The sequence below is a fragment of the Kitasatospora sp. NPDC127111 genome (assembly GCF_042677465.1).
Classification (GTDB): domain Bacteria; phylum Actinomycetota; class Actinomycetes; order Streptomycetales; family Streptomycetaceae; genus Kitasatospora.
On the sequence record NZ_JBHXTG010000009.1, the window covers coordinates 103,884 to 122,867 of the forward strand.

An 18,984-nucleotide genomic window follows, 5' to 3' on the forward strand; every position below is an offset into this window, starting at 1 on the left:
GGCCCCCACCGTCAGTCGTCTCCGCCCGGGTCGTCGCCTGCCGTCCTGGCCTGCCTGCGGTAGGCCCCCGGCGGCGACCCGAAGTGTCGTTTGAAGGCTTTGGCGAAGGCGAACTCCGACGTGTACCCCGCGTGCTGCGCGATCGTGCTCAGCGGGGTCGGCGAGTGGTGCAGCAGCCGCGCCGCGGTGGCCATCCGCCAGTTGGTCAGGTAGGTCAACGGCGGCTCGCCGACCACCTCGGCGAAGCGGCGGGCGAACGCCGAGCGGGACAGCCCGGCGCGGGCGCCCAGCGACTCCACGGTCCAGGGGTGGCCGGGATCGTCGTGGATCGCCTTCAGGGCCGGGGCCACTGCCGGGTCGGTCAGCGCGGCCGCCCAACCCCGGGTCCGCTTCTTCGGCAGTTCGGCGTACCACGACCGGAGGATGTACAGCAGCAGCAGATCGACGAGCGCCGTGACGACCGCGTCCGAGCCCGGCTGCGGCGCGTGGAACTCGGCGCAGAGCTGATCGACCGCCGAGCGCAGCACCGGGTGGCGGCCGGGAACCGCGGGGAGGTGGATGACCTCCGGTAGATCGCTGAACAGCGGATGCGGGCGATCGACGTCGATCGCGTACGCGCCGCACACCAGCACCGTGCGCGGCCCCGGTCCGTCCACGGTGACCTGGCCGATCGGCGAGGAACGGTCCACGCGCTCCGGTACGAAGTCCACCGGATCGCGGTCCGGCACGTCGCCCAGGGTGTGTCCGCTGCCGCGCCGCAGGAACACGATGTCGCCGGGTCCGAGCGCGAGCGGTTGGCCGCGCGGTGGCAGCAGGTGGCAGTGCCCTTCCACGACCACGTGGAATCCGGCTCCGGAGACGGGTTGGAACGTCAGGGCCCACGGGGCGTGCGCGTCGGTGCGAGTCACCATCGGGCGTCCCGTGCGCAGGACTTCGAGGGTGTCGCTCAGGATGTCCATGGCACCACTCTAGTGCCGGTACGGCGAGACGATATGACAGGGAATCGGGATCTTCAGGCATTCACCGTCTCGATGGGGAGGCGTATGTTTCTTGCCATGGCGGTTGCCGAAACCCCGGCACCGCATCGACGAAGGAACGGATCCCATGTCTCTGGCCGGCAAGAAGATCGTGATCATCGGTGGAACCTCCGGCATCGGCTTCGCCGTGGCCCGACAGGCCGCGGCGGCCGGCGCGGCCGTCGTGGTCGCCTCCAGCAGTCAGGACCGCGTGGACGCCGCGACGAAGCGGTTGGGCGAGCCGGCCGAAGGCCACCGCCTGGACGTCGCCGACGGCAACGCCATCGCCGCGTTCTTCGAGCTGGTCGGGGAGTTCGACCACCTCGTCTACACCGCGGGCGAATCCCTGCTGATCAAGCCGTTGGTCGACACCACCCCGCAGGAGGCCAGGGCCGTCTTCGAGCGCCGGTTCTGGGGCGCGTTCCTCTCCGCCAAGTACGCCGCACCGCGACTGCGCGACGGCGGCTCGATCACTTTCAGCTCCGGCGTCCTCGCGATCCGCCCCCTGCCCGGAACCGCGCTCACGGCGGGCATCACCGGCGGCATCGAGGCGCTGTCCCGGGCACTCGCCGTGGAACTCGCCCCGCTGCGCGTCAACGTCATCCAGCCCGGCGTGATCCGTACCGAGCTGTGGGAGGGCAGCGTCCCGGACCCGGAGGCCTTCCTCCAGGGCGCCGGGTCCGACCTGCTCACGCGGCGTGTCGGCACCGCCGAGGAAGCCGCGGCGGCCTATCTCTTCGCCTTGTCCAACGGCTACGTCACCGGCACCACGCTCGCGATCGACGGCGGCGCGGCACTGGTGTGACACGGATGCCCGCATGACACGGACGCCCCGCACCACGGCCAGCGGAGCGACGCCGCACCGCCGCGACGCCTTCTCGCCGCGGCGTCGGCGGCGGGCATGGTGTGGTGCGCGTGGTGCGCGGTTCCGGCCCCTGGTGCTCTACACGGCTGTAGAGTCGGGCGGGTGAGCTGTACGTCCGGTCGCGTGGCCGTTCCCTGCCCGGGAGTCCGCGGCCGGATCCGGAAACGGGAGGCGGAACCGTGGTGGAGAGTCGGCGAGGTCCGGTGCGGGGCGGCGGGCACGGCGACGGCCCGGCGGTCGCGGAAGCGGACGTCGAGTGGGTGTACCAGCCGGTCGAGGTGCACTTCGGCGACGGCAGCTGGGCGCTCGGCCGGATCAGCGGCTGGTGGCACGACGGGGTCGGAACGCGCTGGTGCCGGCTGCGGGTCGCGCGGAGCGGCCGCCCGGCCCGCTGGGAGCCGTACGACCCGGCCCGGATGGTGCTGCTGCCGGCCGGGGGGCTCTGAGCGGGGTGACGGCGGGTCAAGCAGCCCGGAGAGCAGGCCACTTGACCAGGATTGGCCCTGGTCGCCACCCGCCGGGCGACCGAGGATGGTCGGCATGAGCGACTTCCACCGCGCGCTGCGCCCCGAGAGCCGGACCGTCCACCCGCCCGTCCAGGAGGTGGCGGGCAGCCGCCCGCTGGGGGTGCCGCTCCACCAGGGCCACCTGTTCGCCTTCGCGGACTCCGACGCGCTGGTCGGCGCCTTCACCGGCCCGGACCAGGCCTTCTTCTACAACCGCTTCGGCAACCCGACGGTCCGTTCGCTGGAGACCGCGGTGGCCGGGCTGGAGGGCGGCGCGGGCGCGATCGCCACCGCCTCCGGCATGGGCGCGATCAACACCGTCCTGCTCGCCCTGCTGCGCTCCGGCGACCACGTGATCGCGCAGCGGAGCCTGTACGGCGGCACCTTCGCGATGCTCGCCGACCTCTCCCGGCGCTGGGGCGTCGCGGTCACCCACGTCCGCGGTGACGACCCCGACGAGGTGCGGGCCGCGCTGCGCCCCAACACCCGGCTGCTGCACCTGGAGACGATCTCCAACCCGACCACCCGGGTCACCGACCTGCCGGCCCTGCTGGCCGTCGCTCGGGAGGCGGGGGTGGTCGGCGTGGTGGACAACACCTTCGCCAGCCCGCTGCTCTGCCGGCCCGTCGAGCACGGCGCCGACATCGTGATCCACTCCGCCACCAAGTACCTCGGCGGGCACGGCGACGTGCTGGCCGGCGTCGCCGTCTTCGCCGATGCCGAACTGCACCGCACGGTCTGGCAGTACGCCACCGAGCTGGGCGCCTCGGCCGACCCGTACGCGGCGTGGCTGACGCTGCGCGGGATGCAGACGCTGGCGCTGCGGATGCGCCGGCACAGCGACACCGCGCTCGACCTGGCCGGCCGGCTCGCCGCCCACCCGGCCGTCGCCGCCGTCCACTACCCCGGCCTGCCCGGCCACCCCGACCACGAGCTGGCCCGCCGGCTGCTGCCCGAGGGGCAGGGCGGCGTGCTCGCCTTCGACCTGGCCGGCGGCCGGGAGGCGGCCCGCACCCTCACCGAGTCGGTCAGGCTCGCCTCGCTCGCGCCGTCCCTCGGCGGCGTGCAGACCCTCGTCCTGCATCCGGCCAGCACCTCGCACCGCCAGCTCTCCGACGCCGAACTGGCCGCCGCCGGCATCGGCCCCGGCACGGTCCGCGTCGCGGTGGGCGTCGAGCACCCGGAGGACCTGTGGGCGGACCTGGAGCAGGCCTTGGCCAAGGTCTGACACCGGACGTTCGGATCGAACGCCCGACCGGGCCGCCGCGGCACAGGGGTGTGCGGCAGCGGCCCGGTGCCCGGGTGGCGGCCGTCAGCCCTTGCCGCCGGCCTTCAGCACCTGGGCGGCGGCCACCCCGGCCGCGCTGTTGCCGTGGCCGCCGCCCTCCACCTCGGCCGCCACCGCGAGATCGCCGCGGTAGGCGATGAACCAGCTGTTGGTGTCCTTGCCCGCACCGGCCTCCACGGTGCCGGTCTTGGCGCCGATCTGGCCGCTCAGCCCGGCCATCGGCCGCTGCGCGGTGCCCTGGGTGGCCGTCTTCGCCATCATGTCCCGCAGGTCCTGCGCGACACCCGCCGGCAGCTTCTCGGGGGCGGTGACCCGCTTGGCGTCCTCCCGCAGCACGGGCTGGCGGAACGTTCCGCTCTGCACGGTGGCCGCCACCGAGGCCATCGCCAGCGAGTTCACCTGGATCTGGCCCTGACCGATGTACTCGGCGGCCGCCTCGTCCCTGCTCTTCGGCACCGGGATCGTGGCGTCCCGGCTCTCGACGCCGATGTGCCACTCCAGCCCGAGGCCGAACTGGTTGCGGGCGACACTCGGCAGCGTCCCGAGCTGCAGCTTCTCCAGGCCCTTGTCGATGAAGCCGGTGTTGCAGGAGTGCGTGAAGTCGTCGATGAGGGTGTAGTCGGGGAAGTCCCCGCGCTCGTCGTTGTGCCAGGCCCGCGGGGAGTTGGTGGTGTCCTTGCACGGCGCCGCCGTGTCCGGGCGCAACCCGGCCTCCAGCAGGGCCGCCGAGGTGATCACCTTCATGGTGGAGCCCGGCGGCTGCCCGCCCCCGAGGGCGCGGTTGAACTTGTCGTCCGCGTACGCGATCGCGAGGATGTGGCCGGTGCTCGGCTGGATGGCGACCAGCGAGGCCGGCTTGCCGCCCGCCGCCTGCTGCTTCACCGCCTCCTCGGCGGCCTGCTGGAGGTCGGCGTCCAGCGTGAGCCGGATCTCCGGCGCGCTCGGCGGGGTGAGGACGAACAACTGCTCCGGCGGCTTCCCGCTGCCGTCGGAGATCACCACGGCCTGCCCGGTGACCACGGACGAGCCGTCGGCCGGCGTGATCTTGGCCAGGACCGTCCGGAGCGACGGGAACGCGTCGAGCGGCTTCCCGTTGCGGTCGGTCGGCTTCACCACCGGGTTGGGCAGTGCCCGGACGCCGATCGTCTCGCCCGCGTCCAGGTGCGGGTGGATGACGTTCGGCGACCAGCGCACGACCGTCCGCCCGTCCGACGCCCGCACCACGCTCAGCGCGCCGTCGTACTCCCAGGCGCCGGCCGAGCCCTCGAACTCCGCCTTCGCCCGGAAGCCGAGCGCCGGCTCGCTCGGCGTGGCGGTGGGCGCCGGGCCCGTCCCGGTCAGTGTGAACGAGCGCGTCCGCACCGCCTCGCGGAACGCCGTCAGGGCCGTGCGGGCGGTGTCCTGACGGTCGGTCAGGGCGGACGCGGCGGCGACGTCCCCCCGGCTCCAGGCCGCCAGGAACTCCTTCGCCACCGCGTCGGCCTGCTCGGCGGTCGGCGGCTGTTGCGCCGCCGCCGTCGTCGTCGCGGCGGCGGCGTGGTCCCCGTGGTCGCCGTCCCCCGGGGAGCCGTTCGTCACGGCGTTCACCACGTTGTACGCGCCGTACCCCCCGGCGGCCAGCAGTCCGACGACGGCCGCACCCACGGCCAGCTGCCAGACCCGGCGCGACCGCGACCGGGCCGGGGCCGGGGCGTCCGCCTGCTCGGCAGGCTCCTCGTACGTGGTGGATTCCTCGTACGCGGTGGCTTCCTCGTACGCGGTGGGCTCGGTGGGCTCCTCGTCGTGGATATGCTCCCCGTACTCGGCGTGCTCCCCGTACTCGGCGTGCTCCCCGTACTCGGTGGGCTCGCCGTAACGGGCGGGTTCCCCGTCATCGGCGTGTTCCTCGTACTCGGCGTGCGGCCGGTGTTCCGCGTGGCGCCGGTACTCCGCGTACTCGTCGTACCCGCCGGTTCCCTGATCTCCGGACATCGCTCTTCCCCCCCCAGATCTCTCCTGCTACGGGCCCGACCCCCACCCCCGCTCCGGCGGCCGGACGGCCGCCCGGCGGGATCGTTCGGGCCCGGTTCAGCGTAGTGCGGTGCCGGTGACCGCCCGACGGCGGGGCCGCGATCGTGCGCGCACGGTGCACCCGCGCCGGAAGCGGGAGGAGCGGGTGTGCGGGGCGGTCTCGGCGGAGCAGCCCCGGCCCAGGTGGCGCGCCCTCCGGGCGGGGCCGCGGGCGGGCGGCGAGGACGGCGATGTCGTCCTCGGCCGCCGGGGCGGACGGGCCGGTCGGGGCGAGGACGTGCGGGACGGCGTCGAGCAGGTCGTCCGGTTCGCCGGTGGCGGGCAGGTGCGGGCGGCGAGGCGGTCGAGCGAGACGTCGATGTCCTCGCCCCGCCGCTCCGGAGTCAGGCTCTCGATCCGGCGGGCGGCTGCTTGAGCTTGGCCCAGACCGCCTCCAGGGCCGCGATGTCCGCGTCGTCCAGGCGGTCGTCGAAGACCTCGGCGAGCGCGGCGCGACGGGTGGCGTCGGCGGCGGCGAAGAGCCGGCGGCCCTCGGCGGTGAGCGCGATCCGCACCGAACGGGCGTCGGTGGGGGAGGGCGCGCGCTCGACCAGCCCGCGCGCCTGCAGCGAGTCCGCCACCCGGGACACCTGGCTGCGGCTGAGCAGCGTCTTGGCGCCGAGGTCGGAGGCGGCGACCGGTTCCTCCTGGCCGTGCAGCCAGAGCATCACCTCGAACCAGGACAGCGGCAGGTCGTGGGCCTTCGCCAGGGCCTGGTCGACGCGCGCGCTGAGGGTGGTGCCGGCCCACACCAGGCCGTAGAAGGCGTGGTCGCGGGCGGTCAGTTCTCCCAGGGTGAGGTCGGTGCGCGCCATGCCGAGAACTCTACCCGTTTGCGTGCGCGCGCACGCATTGCCTATGGTGTGTGTGCACGCACACAAACGCCGAGCGTTCCGGGAGCACCTCCATGAGCACCACCCGCACCGTCCTCATCACCGGCACCTCCTCCGGCATCGGCCTCGCCGCCGCCGTGGACGCCGCCCGTGCCGGCTACCAGGTCATCGCCACCATGCGCGACCTCGGGCGCTCCGACGCGCTCCGCGCGGCCGCCGCCGAGGCCGGGGTCACCGACCGCGTCGAGGTCGCCCGGCTCGACGTCACCGACCCGGCCTCCGTCGCCGACTGCCTGGCCTCGGTCGTCGCGCGGTACGGCCGGCTCGACGCCGTGGTCAACAACGCCGGCGCCGGTTACGTCGGCACCCTCGAACAGAGCGGCCTCGACCCCGTCCGCGCCACCATGGAGGTCAACTTCTTCGGCGTGGTCGAGGTGACCCGGGCCGCGCTGCCGCACCTGCGGGAGAGCGGCGGCCGCGTCATCACCGTCACCAGCGTCGGCGGCGTGATCGGCCAGCCCTTCAACGAGGCCTACTGCGCCGCCAAGTTCGCCGTCGAAGGCTTCATGGAGTCGCTCGCCCCGGTCGCCGCCGGCGTCGGCGTCCACGTCTCGGTGGTCGAACCGGGCGCCGTCGCCAGCGAGTTCGTCGCCAGCCAGGGCATCGACCTGCCCGCCCTCCTCACCGCCGCCGGCCCCTACGCCCCCGCACTCGCCGCCTACGTCGAGCGCACCCGCGGCGCCTTCGCCGACGCCCAGACCTCGGCCGAGGCCGCCGAGACGATCACGGCCGCGCTCACCGCCGAGCACCCCCCGTTCCGCCTCCAGACCTCCGACCGGGCCCGCGCCTTCGTCGCCACCAAGCTCGCCGACCTCGACGGCTCGGCCGTCCAGAACCTCACGGGCTCCTGGGTGGCCTGAGCCGGGACGGCTACCGCTGGTCCGTGATCCGCTCGGCGTTCCGCGGCTGCGGACGGCACGCCGCCGGCCGGCGGGGAGGCGCTGGGTCACCGGGTGGTGGCGGGGCGGAATTACGGCTGATGAGCGGGGTGGTGAGCGGTCATACTGTCGGGGGCCTGAGCACGGGCCGCCGCGCAGTGTCCGAGACCGGAGGAACCGATGAGCCGCCACCTGCCGAGCACCGTTCCGCCGGGTGGGGGCTCGGCGCAGCCGTGGAACCGGCAGCGGCTGCGCAGCAACAACGAGTGGCTGCTGCTGGAACTGCTGCGGACCGGCGGGGCCTCCTCGCGGGCCCAGTTGGCCCGGGACACCGGCCTCTCCAAGCCGACCGTGTCCGCCGCCCTGGCGGCGCTGGAGCAGGCGGGGCTGGCGCGGGAGGCCGGGCGGTTCGTGCCCGAGCGCGGGCGGACGGCGGTGTTGTACGAGCCGGACCCGACGGCCGGGCACGTGCTGGGCGTGGACATCGGCCGGGCCCGGCTGCGCGTGGCCGTGGCGGACCTCGCGGGGCGGATCGTCGCCCGCCGGGACATCCCGAACAAGGGCCGCACCGCCAACGCGGTGGCCGACGCCGTGGTGGCCGCGGCCCGTGAGGCGACGGCGGAGGCCGGGCTCGCGCCGGCCGAGATCGTGCACGCGGTGATCGGCACGCCCGGCGTCTGGGACGAGGAGCGGCGCGGCGTCCGCTACGCCACCAGCCTGCCGGGCTGGGGCAGACCCGGTCTGTTCGACCGGATCGGGGACGGGCTGGAGACGGCCGTCACCGTCGGCAACGACGCCAACCTCGCCGCACTCGGCGAGTACACCCTGGGCGCCGGCCGGGGCAGCCGGATGTTCGCCTACCTGCTGATCGGCACCGGCCTCGGCGTCGGCGTGCTGAAGGACGGCGAACTGCTCTCCGGCGCCCACGGCGCAGCCGGTGAGGTCGGGCTCGTGCCCCTGCCGCCCCGCCCCGACGGCGAGCCGGGCGGCACGATCGAGCAGGCCACCGCGGCCGACGCGGTGGTCCGGACTGCGCGCGAGCTGGGCATGACCGGCCCGCTGACGGCCAAGCAGGTCTTCGACGCGGCCCGTACCGGCGATCCGCTCGCCACCGAGGCCGTCCACCGCGAGGCCGGGCAACTCGCCTACGCCGTCGCCGTTCTGTCGGCGGTCCTGGACCCGGATCTGGTCGTCCTCGGCGGCGGCCTCGGCAGCAGCGCCGACCTGCTGATGGAGCCCCTGGAGCATGCCCTGCACCGGCTCACCCCGTTGCGGCCCAGGCTCGCGCCGAGCGAACTGGGGGAGGAGGTCGTCCTGCTCGGCGCCGTCGCGACGGCGCTGGACATCGCCCGGCCCGAGGTCTTCGTGCGACGGACGGTGGCCGCCGGCTGACGGGTCGGTTCGCGGTGCGCGCCCGGCGGCTGGTGCGGGGGGATCGACGGCGGGGTCCGCCGGTCGGACCGGGTGGGTGACGATGCGACCGTCTTCCCCCGAGGAACTCCGGGCTCTCCGCTTCGGCTCGGGGCGGCGTGCTGAGGCGGCCGATCGGTGGCCGGTGGAATCCGCGAGCGGACTTTGGACAGACGGTGCTCGCCCACGACCCCTCGCCCACCGAGCCCTCGACCGCGATCAGAACGGAACGGTCCGCGGCCTCCTCCGCGGCCTCCTTCGCCGTGGGTGACCGCTTCCTCGTCGCCTCGCCGTCGACGCCCGACCACGACGACCACCACCGGGTGTCACTTCGTGGCCTCGGTGCGGACGCGACACCGGAGCTCCTTGCCGACCCGCGCCGGGAGGTGCCCCGGCGACGACCCGCGCCGGAAGGTGCCCCCGGCGATGGTCCTGGAGACGTTCCCCGAGGTGGTGGGCACCCTGGAGGAGCTGGGCCGGCGCGGTCTGCGGATGGCCGTGGTGTCGGATCCGGGCCCGGCCGGCTCGCGACCGGAGCCCACCGGACGGGTGGATGACGGTGGGGCTGAACCCGCCCGCGCGGTCGCGGGCGGCCCGCCCGGTGCGGTGAGGCCGTCGGCTTCAGAGGTCCGAAGCGGGACCGGGGGGAGTGACGGGAGGGACGTGGCCGGTGCCGGCGAGGGTCCGCCGGAGCCAGCGGGTGCGGGCGTCGCGGGCGTCCTGGCTGAGGGCCGCCTGCGGTGCGAGGGTGTCGAAGCCGTGGAACGCGCCGGGCCAGACGTGCAGTTCGGCCTCGCCGCCGGCCCGCCAGATCGCGTCGGCGTAGGCCACGGCCTCGTCCCGGAAGGTTTCGGCCGATCCGACGTCGAGGTAGGCCGGGGGCAGGCCGGACAGGTCCGTGGCGCGGGCGGGGGCCGCGTAGGGCGGCAGGTCGGTGGCGCCGTACCGGTCGCCGAGCGCGGCCCGCCACGCGGTCGCGTTGGAGGTGCGGTCCCAGGTGTCGTGGCCGGCCAGCTGGTGGCTGGAGAAGGTGTCGTTGCGGTCGTCGAGCATCGGGCTGAGGAGGAGTTGGCCGATCGGCGCCGGCCCGCCGAGGTCGCGGGTCAGCAGGGCGAGCGCGGCGGCGAGCCCGCCTCCGGCGCTCTTCCCGCCGATCAGGATGCGGTCCGCGTCGAGGCCCAGTCCGGCCGCGTGCTCGGCCGCCCAGACGAGGCCGGCGTAGCAGTCCTCCACGGGGCCGGGGTACTGCGCCCGCGGCGCCAGCCGGTACTCGACGGAGAGGACGGCGAGCCGCAGTGGGAGGGCCCATTCGCGCAGCAGCCGGGGGAGCACGGACCAGGCGTTTCCCATGACCATGCCGCCGCCGTGCAGGTAGTACAGCACCGGGAGCGGCCCGGCGATCCCGGCGGGGCGTGCGCTGACGAGCGTGACCTCCGGCCCGTCCGGGGCCCCCGGTGCCCGCAGTTCGGCGACCTCGAACCGGCCGTCGGCCTGCAGGTCCCCGACCGTCGGCCTGGGCCGGGCCGTGGCGTCCCGCTGCTGCCGGGCGGCGAGGTTCTCCGGGGTGAGCGGCTCCCTCGCCCGCTCGCCCAGGGCCGCCAGCACCGTGAGCAGCTCCCGGTCGAAGGGCGGCGCTTGCCGGGCGACGGGAGCGGGGCCGGGCTCCGACGACGGTTCACCGGCACGCACGACGGGACCTCCCCCGGGGTCGAGGGACGCCCGGCGGCATCCCGACCGGGACAGCTTCTCAGCCCGGTCGGGTCCGGGGAAACGTGGTGGCCAGAGCGGATGACGCCCTTTCGGTCATCGTGGCGTCGGACCGCGCCGCGGGCGCGGCCCGCGGACCACGGCGCGGGAGCGGTCGGACTGAGGCCGCTTCACGCACCGAACGCCCTGCGCCCGTACGGCGCGTGGCGTCCGGCGGACGCCGGCCGGCCGAACTCCGGGGGAGCGTCGCGCGCCTGGCGGGGAGCGTCGGAGACGTCCTAGGGTGGCCGCATGGAGCTGGTCTCGCTGGTGGCCCTGATCGTCCTGATCCTTACCGTCGTCCTGGTGTTCCGGGCGGTCTCCGCCGGGGGCCGACGCCGGCGACACCGGCTCGACGCCGCCGCGGCGGCGCAGGCGCAGCCCGTCCACCCGCTCGCGCACCCGCAGTCCCCGGCGTACCTCCCGCCGCAGGCCGGGCCCGGGGCCGCGGCCCCGGCCGCACCCGCCGCACCCGCCGCCCCGGCCACGCCCGTTGTGGCCGCCGCACCCGCCGCCGCGCCGGTCGCACCCGCCGCGCCGGTCACGGCGGCCCCGACCGTCGCCCACCAGCCGATGCACCAGGGCGAGCCGCGGACGATCGGCGGGTACCACCTGCTGGGCCGGATCGGCTCCGGTGGGATGGGCACGGTGTACCTGGCCCGGCGCGAGGGCGCGGCGACCCAGGTGGCGCTGAAGACCATCAACCTCGAACTGCTGGACGACGCCGAGCTGCTGCGCCGCTTCGAGCGCGAGGCGGAGGTGCTGGGCATGGTCTCCGGCGCCTACACCGCCCGGGTGCTCGACGGCGGGGTGGACGGCCAACGGCCGTACCTGGTGATGGAACTGCTGGACGGCCGGCCCCTGGACGCCCATCTGCGGGAGCAGGGCCCGATCCGCTCGCCCGAGGCGCTGCGGGCCCTGGCACTCGCGCTGGCGGTGGCCCTGTCCGGGGTGCACCGGCTCGGGCTGATCCACCGGGACCTCAAACCCGCCAACATCATGCTGACCACCGCCGGGCCGCGCCTGCTCGACTTCGGCATCGCCGCGCTGGTGGACGGCACCAGGCTCACCATGGCGGGCGGCGGGCCGGGCACCCTCACCTACATGGCGCCCGAGCAGTTCGGCGACGAGCGGGTGGGCACGGCCGCCGACGTCTGGGCCTGGGCCTGCTGCGTGGTCTGCGCCGCGTACGGCGCCAGCCCGTTCGCCGCGACCAGTACCGGCGCGGTGATCCGGCGGATCGTCGACACCGGCCCCGAGCCCACGGCGCTCGCGGCGGTCCGGGCGCTGGACCCCGCGCTGGCCGCCGTCGTGGCGCGTGCGCTCACCGCCGACCCGGCGGGCCGCCCCGCCGACGGCGCGGCCCTGCTGGAACTGCTGACCGCCCACCCCGCCCCGGGGGCCCTTCAGGACCAGATCACCCAGGGCTGGCGCACCCTGGTGCTCTGATCGCCGGTCGCCGAAGGGGGCCCCGACGGTTGACGGACGGTGTGGGCGGGCGGCCGAACCGGGAGGCGGCCTCCGGGGCCGGCTGCCCCCGCCCGCGCGGGGGCAGCCGGGGGTGTCACGGGCAGCTGATGAGGGTGTCGCCGGGGGTGGTGGTGCAACTGTCGAAGCCGGGGCCGCCGTTCAGGGTGTCGTTGCCGGGCCCGCCGTTGAGCGAGTCGTTGCCGAAGCTGCCGTTCAGCCGGTCGTTCCCGAGCCCGCCGAAGAGAGTGTCGTTGCCGTAGCCGCCGTCCGCCATGTCGTCCCCGGATCCGGCGTAGACGGTGTCGGTGCCGCTGCCCGCGCTGATCGTGTCGTTGCCGCCGAGGGCGCAGATGACGTCGTTGCCGGCGGTGCCGACGAGGTTGTCGGCGTTGGGGGTGCCGACGATCGTGCAGCCGTGGGCGTTGTTCACCGTGGTGGTGGCGGTGGCGGTGTTGTTGCCGGGGACGGGGTCGGACTGGGCGGCGCTGACGGTGGCGGTGTCGGAGACGGTGCCGGTGGCGCGGGGTTCGAGGACGACCGTGATCGTGGTGCCGGCGCCGGCGGCGAGGGTGCCGAGGCTGCAGTTGGCGCTGGTGGGGGTGGTGGTGCAGGTGCCCTGGCCGGGCGTGGCGGAGACCAGGTTGGCCGGTCCGCCGACGGTGTCCGCGAGCGTCACGCCCGTGGCCGGCGCGGTGCTCCGGTTGGTGACCGTCACCGTGTAGGAGGGGGTGTCGCCGATGCTGGTGGTGGTCGGCCCGCTCTTGGCCACCGACAGGTCCACACCGGCCGGGGCGTTGACGGTGGTGGTGGCGGTGGCGGTGTTGTTGCCGGGGGCGGGGTCGGACTGGGCGGCGCTGACGGTGGCGGTGTCGGAGACCGTGCCGGCGGCGGTGGTTCCGACGGTGACCGTGATCGTGGTGCCGGCGCCGGCGGCGAGGGTGCCGAGGCTGCAGTTGGCGCTGGTGGCGGTGGTGGTGCAGGTGCCCTGGCCGGGCGTGGCGGAGACCACGGTGGCCGGTCCGCTGAGGCTGTCCGCCAGCGTCACACCCGTGGCGGCCGTGGTGCTGTTGTTGGTGACCGTCACGGTGTAGGAGGCCTGCGCGCCCGCGGTGACGGTGGTCGGGCCGGACTTGGTCACCGACAGGTCGACGGCCGGGGCCCCGGCGCCGCCGTCGTACCGGGCCAGCGCGAAGTCGACGCCCGGCCCGCCGTAGCCGGCGGCGACGATCCTGCCGTCCGACTGCAACGCCACGCCGAGGGCCTGGTCGAAGCCCCCGCCGAAGTCGGTGGTCACCTTGCCGTCGCCGCTGAAGCCGGTGTCGAGGCTGCCGTCGGGGTTGTAGCGGGCGAGCGCGAAGTCACTGGCACCGCCCGACGCGGAGTCCCCGACGACGACGATCCGGCCGTCCGACTGGACCGCCACGCCGTACGCGACCTCGCTGCCGCCGAAGTCGGTGGTGACCTTGCCGTCGGTGTCGAAGCTGCCGTCCAGGTTGCCGCTGGTGTTGTAGCGGGCGATCGCGAAGTCGCTGCCCGTGTAACCGGCGGCGACGATGCGGCCGTCGGGTTGGATGGCCACCGCGTGCCCGAAGTCGACGCCGCCGAAGGTGGTGGCCACCTTGCCGTCGCTGCTGAAGCTCGTGTCCGGGCTGCCGTCGGTGTTGTAGCGGGCCAGGGCGAAGTCGTAGTTGCCGGTGCTGTTCCCGGTGTAGCCGACGGCGACGGTCTTCCCGTCGGACTGCAGCGCCAGCCCCCGGGCGGCGTCGGCCCCGCCGGCGAAGTCGGTGGTCACCTTGCCGCCGGTGCCGAAGCCGGTGTCCGGGCTGCCGTTGGTGTTGAGCCGGGCCAGCGCGAAGTCGCCGCCCGACAGGCCGGCGGCGACGATCTTGCCGTCCGACTGCACCGCCACCCCGAACGCGTCGTCGGCACCGCCGGTGCCGAAGTCCACGACCACCTTGCCGCCGGTGCCGAAGCCGGAGTCCAGGCTGCCGTTGGTGTTGTAACGGACCAGCGAGAACCAGCCGACGCCGCCGTCGGGCACCTCGCTGTGGCCGACCACGACGATCTTGCCGTCGGACTGGATCGCCACCCCGCGGGCCCCGTCGCTGCCCCCGTTGAAGTCGGTGGTCACCCTGCCGCCGGTGCCGAAACCGCTGTCGAGGCTGCCGTCGGGGTTGTAGCGGGCCAGCGCGAAGTCGCCGAACGCGCCCGCGTAACCCACGGCGACGATCTTGCCGTCGCTCTGCACGGCCACGGCGTCGGCGTCGTCCTCGCCGCCGCCGAAGTCGGTGGTCACCCTGCCGCCCGTGCCGAAGGTGGGATCCAAGTCGCCCGGTGCGGCGACGGCCACGGCGGGAAGCGACAACGCGAGCACCAGGCCGGCGGCTGCCACCACCCCGGCCCGGCCGGCCGGCGACCGGCGTCGGTGTTCCACGGTCCGACCGGACCCCGGTCGCCGACCGGAACTGGACAGCGGCATGGACATGTGGCCCACCCTGCCTCTCATCGTCACGCAGCCGGCCGCAGCGTCCGGTGACCATCACGGCGGCGGTGTCTCTCGCGGGTACCCCACGCACCCGCCCGCCCCGGGCCATCGCCTGACGAGCGCCCTGCCCCGGGGGCGTCCGCCCAACAGCTTCGGGCGACCCGCCCCGGCGGACGCCGTCGGCCCGGCCGCGCTGCGCCCACTGGCCGCCGGATTCCACCCCCGCGGGTGAGCCGCACGGCCGGTCCCGAAGCCCGGCGGCGGCACCTGACGATGCGTCCCTCCGGGCGGCGGTCGGCATCCGGGCCAGTGGGCGTCGGTGTCCATGGACCCGCCGGTGTCCGAGCCGTTGTGGATGTCCAGGTCCGCGACGACGCCGTCGGCGGCGACCTGGTCGCACCGGTGGAAGCGAGCGGACGGCTACGGAAACGCCTCCTCGGCTCGGCTCGGCACTACCCGGTCCGGCGATGCCGGCGGTGCCGCTCCGGGCTGAACCATTGGGAAACTTTCCTAACGAAAGTCATTGACCCCGGAGGTCCCGCGCCGCGATTCTGTGAGACGTCCGCCGTGGCCACTGCCGTCCCAACGGGACGGCTGCCGCCTCCCCTTGACCCACCGTCATCGTGTGCGGTGGTTCGACGAAAGCGAGTTGGCATGCGCAAGTCCACCGCAGTCCGTACCCTCGCCCCGGTGCTGGCCGCCGCCCTCGGCCCCGCCGCGCTCCTGCTGGCCCCCGTGACCACCGCGGAGGCGGCCCCGACCGCGGCCGCGGTCGTGCCCGGGATGGCCGCCGCGCCGTACGAGTACCTCGGCTGGGGCAGCCCGCAGAAGCCCGTGGACGTGATGAGGGCGACCGGGGTCACGTGGTTCACCCTGGCGTTCGTCCTGTCCGACGGCGGCTGCGACCCGAAGTGGGACGGCAGCCGGCCGCTCGCCGGCGGCTCCGACGAGGCCGCGATCAGGTCGATCCGGGCGGCCGGCGGCGACGTGATGGTCTCGATGGGCGGCTGGAGCGGCAACAAGCTGGGCGAGAAGTGCTCCAGCGCGAGCGCGCTGGCCGGCGCGTACCAGAAGGTGATCGACGCGTACAGGCTGAAGGCGCTGGACGTCGACATCGAGAACACCGAGTTCTCCAACGCGACGGTCCGTCAGCGGGTGGTCGACGCACTGAAGATCGTCAAGACGCGGAACCCGGGCATCGTCACCTACGTCACCATGGGCACCACCCCGACCGGCCCGGACGCCAACGGCAAGGACCTCATCAAGCGGGGTGCGGCGGCCGGCCTGGCCAACGACGGCTGGGTGGTCATGCCGTTCGACTTCGGCGGTCACAGCGGCACCATGGGCCAGGCCACGGTCAGCGCGCTGGACGGCCTGAAGGCGGCCGTCAAGAGCGCCTACGGCTACGGCGACGACGCCGCCTACCGGCACATCGGCGTCTCCTCGATGAACGGCAGGACCGACGAGGCCGGCGAGACCGTCACCACCGCGGACTTCCGCACCATCCTCGGCTACGCGAAGCAGCACCACCTCGCCCGGTTCGCCTTCTGGTCGGTCAACCGGGACCGCGCCTGCGGCTCCGGCACGGAAGCGGACGCCTGCAGCGGCGTCGCGCAGTCGCCGTACGAGTTCACGAAGATCGTCGTCCAGTACCGCGGCTGAGGACGCGCACCGGCCGTCGCACCGGCCGTCGCGCCGGCGGGCCCGGGCGCGGCCCGGGAACGACGACGGCGGCCGGTGATCCGCGACCGCCGGGGGCCGTCGCGTACTGCCGGGCGCCGTCGCGCACTGCCGGGCGCCGTCGGGAATGCCGGGCGCGGTCGCGCCGTCCGGGTCAGCCGCTGATCAGCGCGAGGCCGAGCAGCACGCCGGCCGAGACCCGGATGGCGCCCGGGGTGAGGTCGCCCTCGCCGGAGCCGCCGCCGCGGCCGTGTCCCCGGTAGTGGGTGCTCAGCTGCTCGGAGTCCACGTCCTGGATGTGCACGACCGCACCGAGCCGCACCCCGGCGGCCTCCGCGTACAGCTCCGCCTTCTCCCGGGCGGCCGCGACGGCGGCGCGGCGGGCCTCGGCGCGAAGCTCGCGCTTGGTGCTGACGTCGAACTCGACACCGTCCACGTGGTTGGCGCCGGCCTCCACGACGTCCACCAGCACCTGCTCCAGCGCGTCGAGTTCGCGCAGCTCGATGACGAAGGCGGCGGTGCACCGGTAGCCGACGAACCGCTGCTCGCGGCCGCCGTAGTCCCACTCGGACTCCAGCCCGAGCCGCGAGGTGGAGACCGCGGCGTCCGGTACGCCGTGACGGCGCAGGGCCTCCCGGACCCGGCCGACCGCGGCGCGGGTGACCTCGAACGCCTCGGCCGGCTTCGGGCGGGTCTCCCTGATCCGGACCTTCATCCGGGCCAGGTCCGGGGTCGTGGAAACGTCGGCCGCGCCGAACACGGAGATGCCCCACGGCGCGTCTATGAACTGGGTGTTATCCATGCCGCCCATCCAATCAGCGGACCGGCCGGGCGGCGAGGGTCTCCCAGAACAGCGCCTCGTAGGCCTGGAGGAGGGTGCCGTACTCGCGGGCGGCGGCGAGGGCGCCCTCGTCCAGGCCGGTGGCGGCGGCCTCCGGACCGAGCGCCTCGGCGGCCCGCTGTTCCGGCCCGGTGGCCGGCTGGGCGAAGAAGTCGAAGAAGGCACAGGCCTCCTCGGAGAAGGCGTAGTGGCGGCGCAGGCCGGTGCCGATGGCGGCGCAGTAGCCGCCCCACGCGGTGAAGTTGGCGACGAGCGCGGCCACGACGGCGGCGGGCCGGCCGTTGAGGGCGAGCCAGGCGAGGTAGGCGGGGTAGGCCTGGCAGCCGGGCAGCGGGGGGCGGGCGGCGGCCTCGCCCGGGGCGAGGCCGCACGCGGCGCCGAGGGCCGGCAGGGTGCGCAGGGCAGCGCTCTCGCCCTCGGCGAGCGTGGCGAACCAGGCGCCCAGGGGCCGGTCGGCGCAGCGCGTGGCGAGCAGCAGCAGGCTGCGGCGGTCGGAGCCGATGATCCGCTGCTGCTGCGCGGCCAGCTCGGCGAGCACACCGAGCGGCGCGCGGCCGTCCGCGACCGCGGCGACCAGCGCGGGCGGCTCGTCGTTCCTGGTCAACTCGCTGCGCAGGGCGTGGAGTTGTTCGGCCACTCGCTGGTTCATCGCGCTCGCATCTCCGCCTCGGACCGGCCCCCGGGTGTCATTCCTACCGTGCCGTCCGCTCCGCGAGGGTGGCGACCCGCCGCTCGGCCCGGGGTGCCGCCTGCGGAGAGGGGGCGAGCGCACGCCACCTCGGCAGTCCTGCCGCTACGGCTGCCGCTGCCCCGGCCCCTGCCTGCCCCTGCCCCTGCCCCGGCCGGCCGGGAGGTTCGGTTTTCCGAACCCCTGATTCGGGGGTGGGCACGATCGATCGGCGCGCCCGGCCCGACCAGCATGGAGGCATGAGCGAGACGACATGGACGACGGCCACGGACCGGGCGACCGGCGTGGCCCCGGCGGCGGCCGTGGAACCCGCCGCGCGGGCCGACGGGCTGCACCGGGAGTACGGACGCGGCGCCGCCGCCGTACGGGCACTGCGCGGGGTGACGGTGGCGTTCGCGCCCGGCACCTTCACCGCGGTGATGGGCCCCTCCGGCTCCGGCAAGACCACCCTGCTGCACTGCCTGGCCGGCCTCGACCGCCCCACCCGCGGCACCGTCCGCTGGGGCGCCACCGACGTCTCCCGGCTGCCCGAGCGCAGGCTGGCCGAACTGCGGCGCAGCCGGGTCGGCTTCGTGTTCCAGGCGTTCAACCTGATGCCCGCGATGACCGTCGCCCAGAACGTCGAACTCCCCGGCCGCCTGGCCGGCGCCCGCCCCGACCGGGCGGCCGTCCGGGAGGCCCTCGCCCGGGTCGGCCTGGCCGGGCGCGAACACCACCGGCCGGGGCAGCTCTCCGGCGGCCAGCAGCAGCGCGTCGCGATCGCCCGCGCGTTGGTCACCCGCCCCGACGTGCTCTTCGCCGACGAACCCACCGGCGCGCTCGACCGCGCCACCGGCCACGAGATCCTCGACCTGCTGCGCACCGGCGTGGACCGGGACGGGCAGACCTGCGTGATGGTCACCCACGACCCGGTCGCGGCCGGTTACGCGGACCGCGTCCTGCTGCTCGCGGACGGCCTGCTGGTCGACGAACTGGCCCGGCCGACGGCGGCGCTGGTCGCCGAGCGGCTGAGCCGGCTGGGCGGGTGAGCGGGGTGCGGAGGTGTCCTCGTCAGGTCGCCGGCCGGTGGGCGGTCGGCGGCCCGTTGGCACTCGGCGGCCGGTGGGCGGTCGCCGGCCGGTTGGTGCTCGGCGGCGCGTCGCCGCTCGGCGGGCCCGGCCCGCTGCCGC

Annotated in this window: 15 protein-coding genes; 8 read left to right on the forward strand and 7 right to left on the reverse strand. The window is 75.0% G+C overall.

The features are described 5' to 3' along the window. Window positions 1-11 precede the first annotated feature (11 nt). Window positions 12-959 carry an AraC family transcriptional regulator gene (locus tag ACFVHB_RS08615; RefSeq protein ID WP_380317208.1) on the reverse strand — a complete coding sequence of 316 codons (948 nt, stop codon included), beginning with the start codon at window positions 957-959 and terminating at the stop codon, window positions 12-14. Between the two features lie 145 nt (window positions 960-1,104). Here ACFVHB_RS08615 and ACFVHB_RS08620 point away from each other — a divergent pair, with 145 nt between their 5' ends. From ACFVHB_RS08620 to ACFVHB_RS08630, 3 genes are all read left to right on the forward strand, one after another. Continuing rightward, window positions 1,105-1,821, forward strand: coding sequence for an SDR family oxidoreductase (locus tag ACFVHB_RS08620; protein WP_380317211.1), 717 nt, complete (start codon window positions 1,105-1,107; stop codon window positions 1,819-1,821). Window positions 1,822-2,060: 239 nt separating this feature from the next. Next, the gene (locus ACFVHB_RS08625) at window positions 2,061-2,327 is read left to right on the forward strand and encodes a hypothetical protein (protein WP_380317212.1); all 267 of its coding nucleotides are present in this window, start codon (window positions 2,061-2,063) and stop codon (window positions 2,325-2,327) included. Between the two features lie 94 nt (window positions 2,328-2,421). After that, window positions 2,422-3,615, forward strand: a complete 1,194-nt coding sequence (locus tag ACFVHB_RS08630; RefSeq protein WP_380317214.1) for a trans-sulfuration enzyme family protein — start codon at window positions 2,422-2,424, stop codon at window positions 3,613-3,615. 84 nt (window positions 3,616-3,699) lie between these two features. Here ACFVHB_RS08630 and ACFVHB_RS08635 read toward each other — a convergent pair whose 3' ends face one another. Further along, window positions 3,700-5,646: a penicillin-binding transpeptidase domain-containing protein gene (locus tag ACFVHB_RS08635; RefSeq protein ID WP_380317217.1), complete on the reverse strand. Its 1,947-nt coding sequence runs from the start codon at window positions 5,644-5,646 to the stop codon at window positions 3,700-3,702. A 422-nt stretch (window positions 5,647-6,068) separates the two neighbouring features. After that, the gene (locus tag ACFVHB_RS08640; protein ID WP_380317220.1) at window positions 6,069-6,539 is read right to left on the reverse strand and encodes a MarR family winged helix-turn-helix transcriptional regulator; all 471 of its coding nucleotides are present in this window, start codon (window positions 6,537-6,539) and stop codon (window positions 6,069-6,071) included. Between the two features lie 92 nt (window positions 6,540-6,631). On the opposite strand from ACFVHB_RS08640, the gene ACFVHB_RS08645 reads away from it, so the two are divergent. Together ACFVHB_RS08645 and ACFVHB_RS08650 are read left to right on the forward strand one after the other, a co-directional pair. Beyond that, window positions 6,632-7,477, forward strand: coding sequence for an SDR family NAD(P)-dependent oxidoreductase (locus ACFVHB_RS08645; protein WP_380317223.1), 846 nt, complete (start codon window positions 6,632-6,634; stop codon window positions 7,475-7,477). A gap of 198 nt (window positions 7,478-7,675) precedes the next feature. Next, window positions 7,676-8,887 carry an ROK family transcriptional regulator gene (locus ACFVHB_RS08650; protein WP_380317226.1) on the forward strand — a complete coding sequence of 404 codons (1,212 nt, stop codon included), beginning with the start codon at window positions 7,676-7,678 and terminating at the stop codon, window positions 8,885-8,887. 639 nt (window positions 8,888-9,526) lie between these two features. Here the strand turns inward: ACFVHB_RS08650 and ACFVHB_RS08655 are convergent. Continuing rightward, on the reverse strand, window positions 9,527-10,594 hold the full coding sequence (locus ACFVHB_RS08655; protein WP_380317229.1) for an alpha/beta hydrolase: 1,068 nt from the start codon (window positions 10,592-10,594) through the stop codon (window positions 9,527-9,529). Between the two features lie 309 nt (window positions 10,595-10,903). Here ACFVHB_RS08655 and ACFVHB_RS08660 point away from each other — a divergent pair, with 309 nt between their 5' ends. Further along, window positions 10,904-12,100: a serine/threonine-protein kinase gene (locus tag ACFVHB_RS08660; protein ID WP_380317232.1), complete on the forward strand. Its 1,197-nt coding sequence runs from the start codon at window positions 10,904-10,906 to the stop codon at window positions 12,098-12,100. A 115-nt stretch (window positions 12,101-12,215) separates the two neighbouring features. Here the strand turns inward: ACFVHB_RS08660 and ACFVHB_RS08665 are convergent, their stop codons facing one another. Then, window positions 12,216-14,555, reverse strand: a complete 2,340-nt coding sequence (locus ACFVHB_RS08665) for a calcium-binding protein (protein WP_380317235.1) — start codon at window positions 14,553-14,555, stop codon at window positions 12,216-12,218. Window positions 14,556-15,260: 705 nt separating this feature from the next. On the opposite strand from ACFVHB_RS08665, the gene ACFVHB_RS08670 reads away from it, so the two are divergent. Continuing rightward, window positions 15,261-16,268: a chitinase gene (locus tag ACFVHB_RS08670; protein WP_380317238.1), complete on the forward strand. Its 1,008-nt coding sequence runs from the start codon at window positions 15,261-15,263 to the stop codon at window positions 16,266-16,268. 172 nt (window positions 16,269-16,440) lie between these two features. Here ACFVHB_RS08670 and ACFVHB_RS08675 read toward each other — a convergent pair whose 3' ends face one another. Both ACFVHB_RS08675 and ACFVHB_RS08680 read right to left on the reverse strand, forming a co-directional pair. Continuing rightward, entirely contained in the window at window positions 16,441-17,088 is a 648-nt protein-coding gene (locus ACFVHB_RS08675) for an SIMPL domain-containing protein (RefSeq protein ID WP_380317241.1), read from the reverse strand. Window positions 17,089-17,101: 13 nt separating this feature from the next. Continuing rightward, the gene (locus tag ACFVHB_RS08680; RefSeq protein ID WP_380317244.1) at window positions 17,102-17,776 is read right to left on the reverse strand and encodes a transcriptional regulator; all 675 of its coding nucleotides are present in this window, start codon (window positions 17,774-17,776) and stop codon (window positions 17,102-17,104) included. Window positions 17,777-18,054: 278 nt separating this feature from the next. Here ACFVHB_RS08680 and ACFVHB_RS08685 point away from each other — a divergent pair, with 278 nt between their 5' ends. Further along, complete coding sequence (locus tag ACFVHB_RS08685) at window positions 18,055-18,843, forward strand: ABC transporter ATP-binding protein (RefSeq protein WP_380317247.1); 789 nt, start codon at window positions 18,055-18,057, stop codon at window positions 18,841-18,843. Window positions 18,844-18,984: the final 141 nt, after the last annotated feature.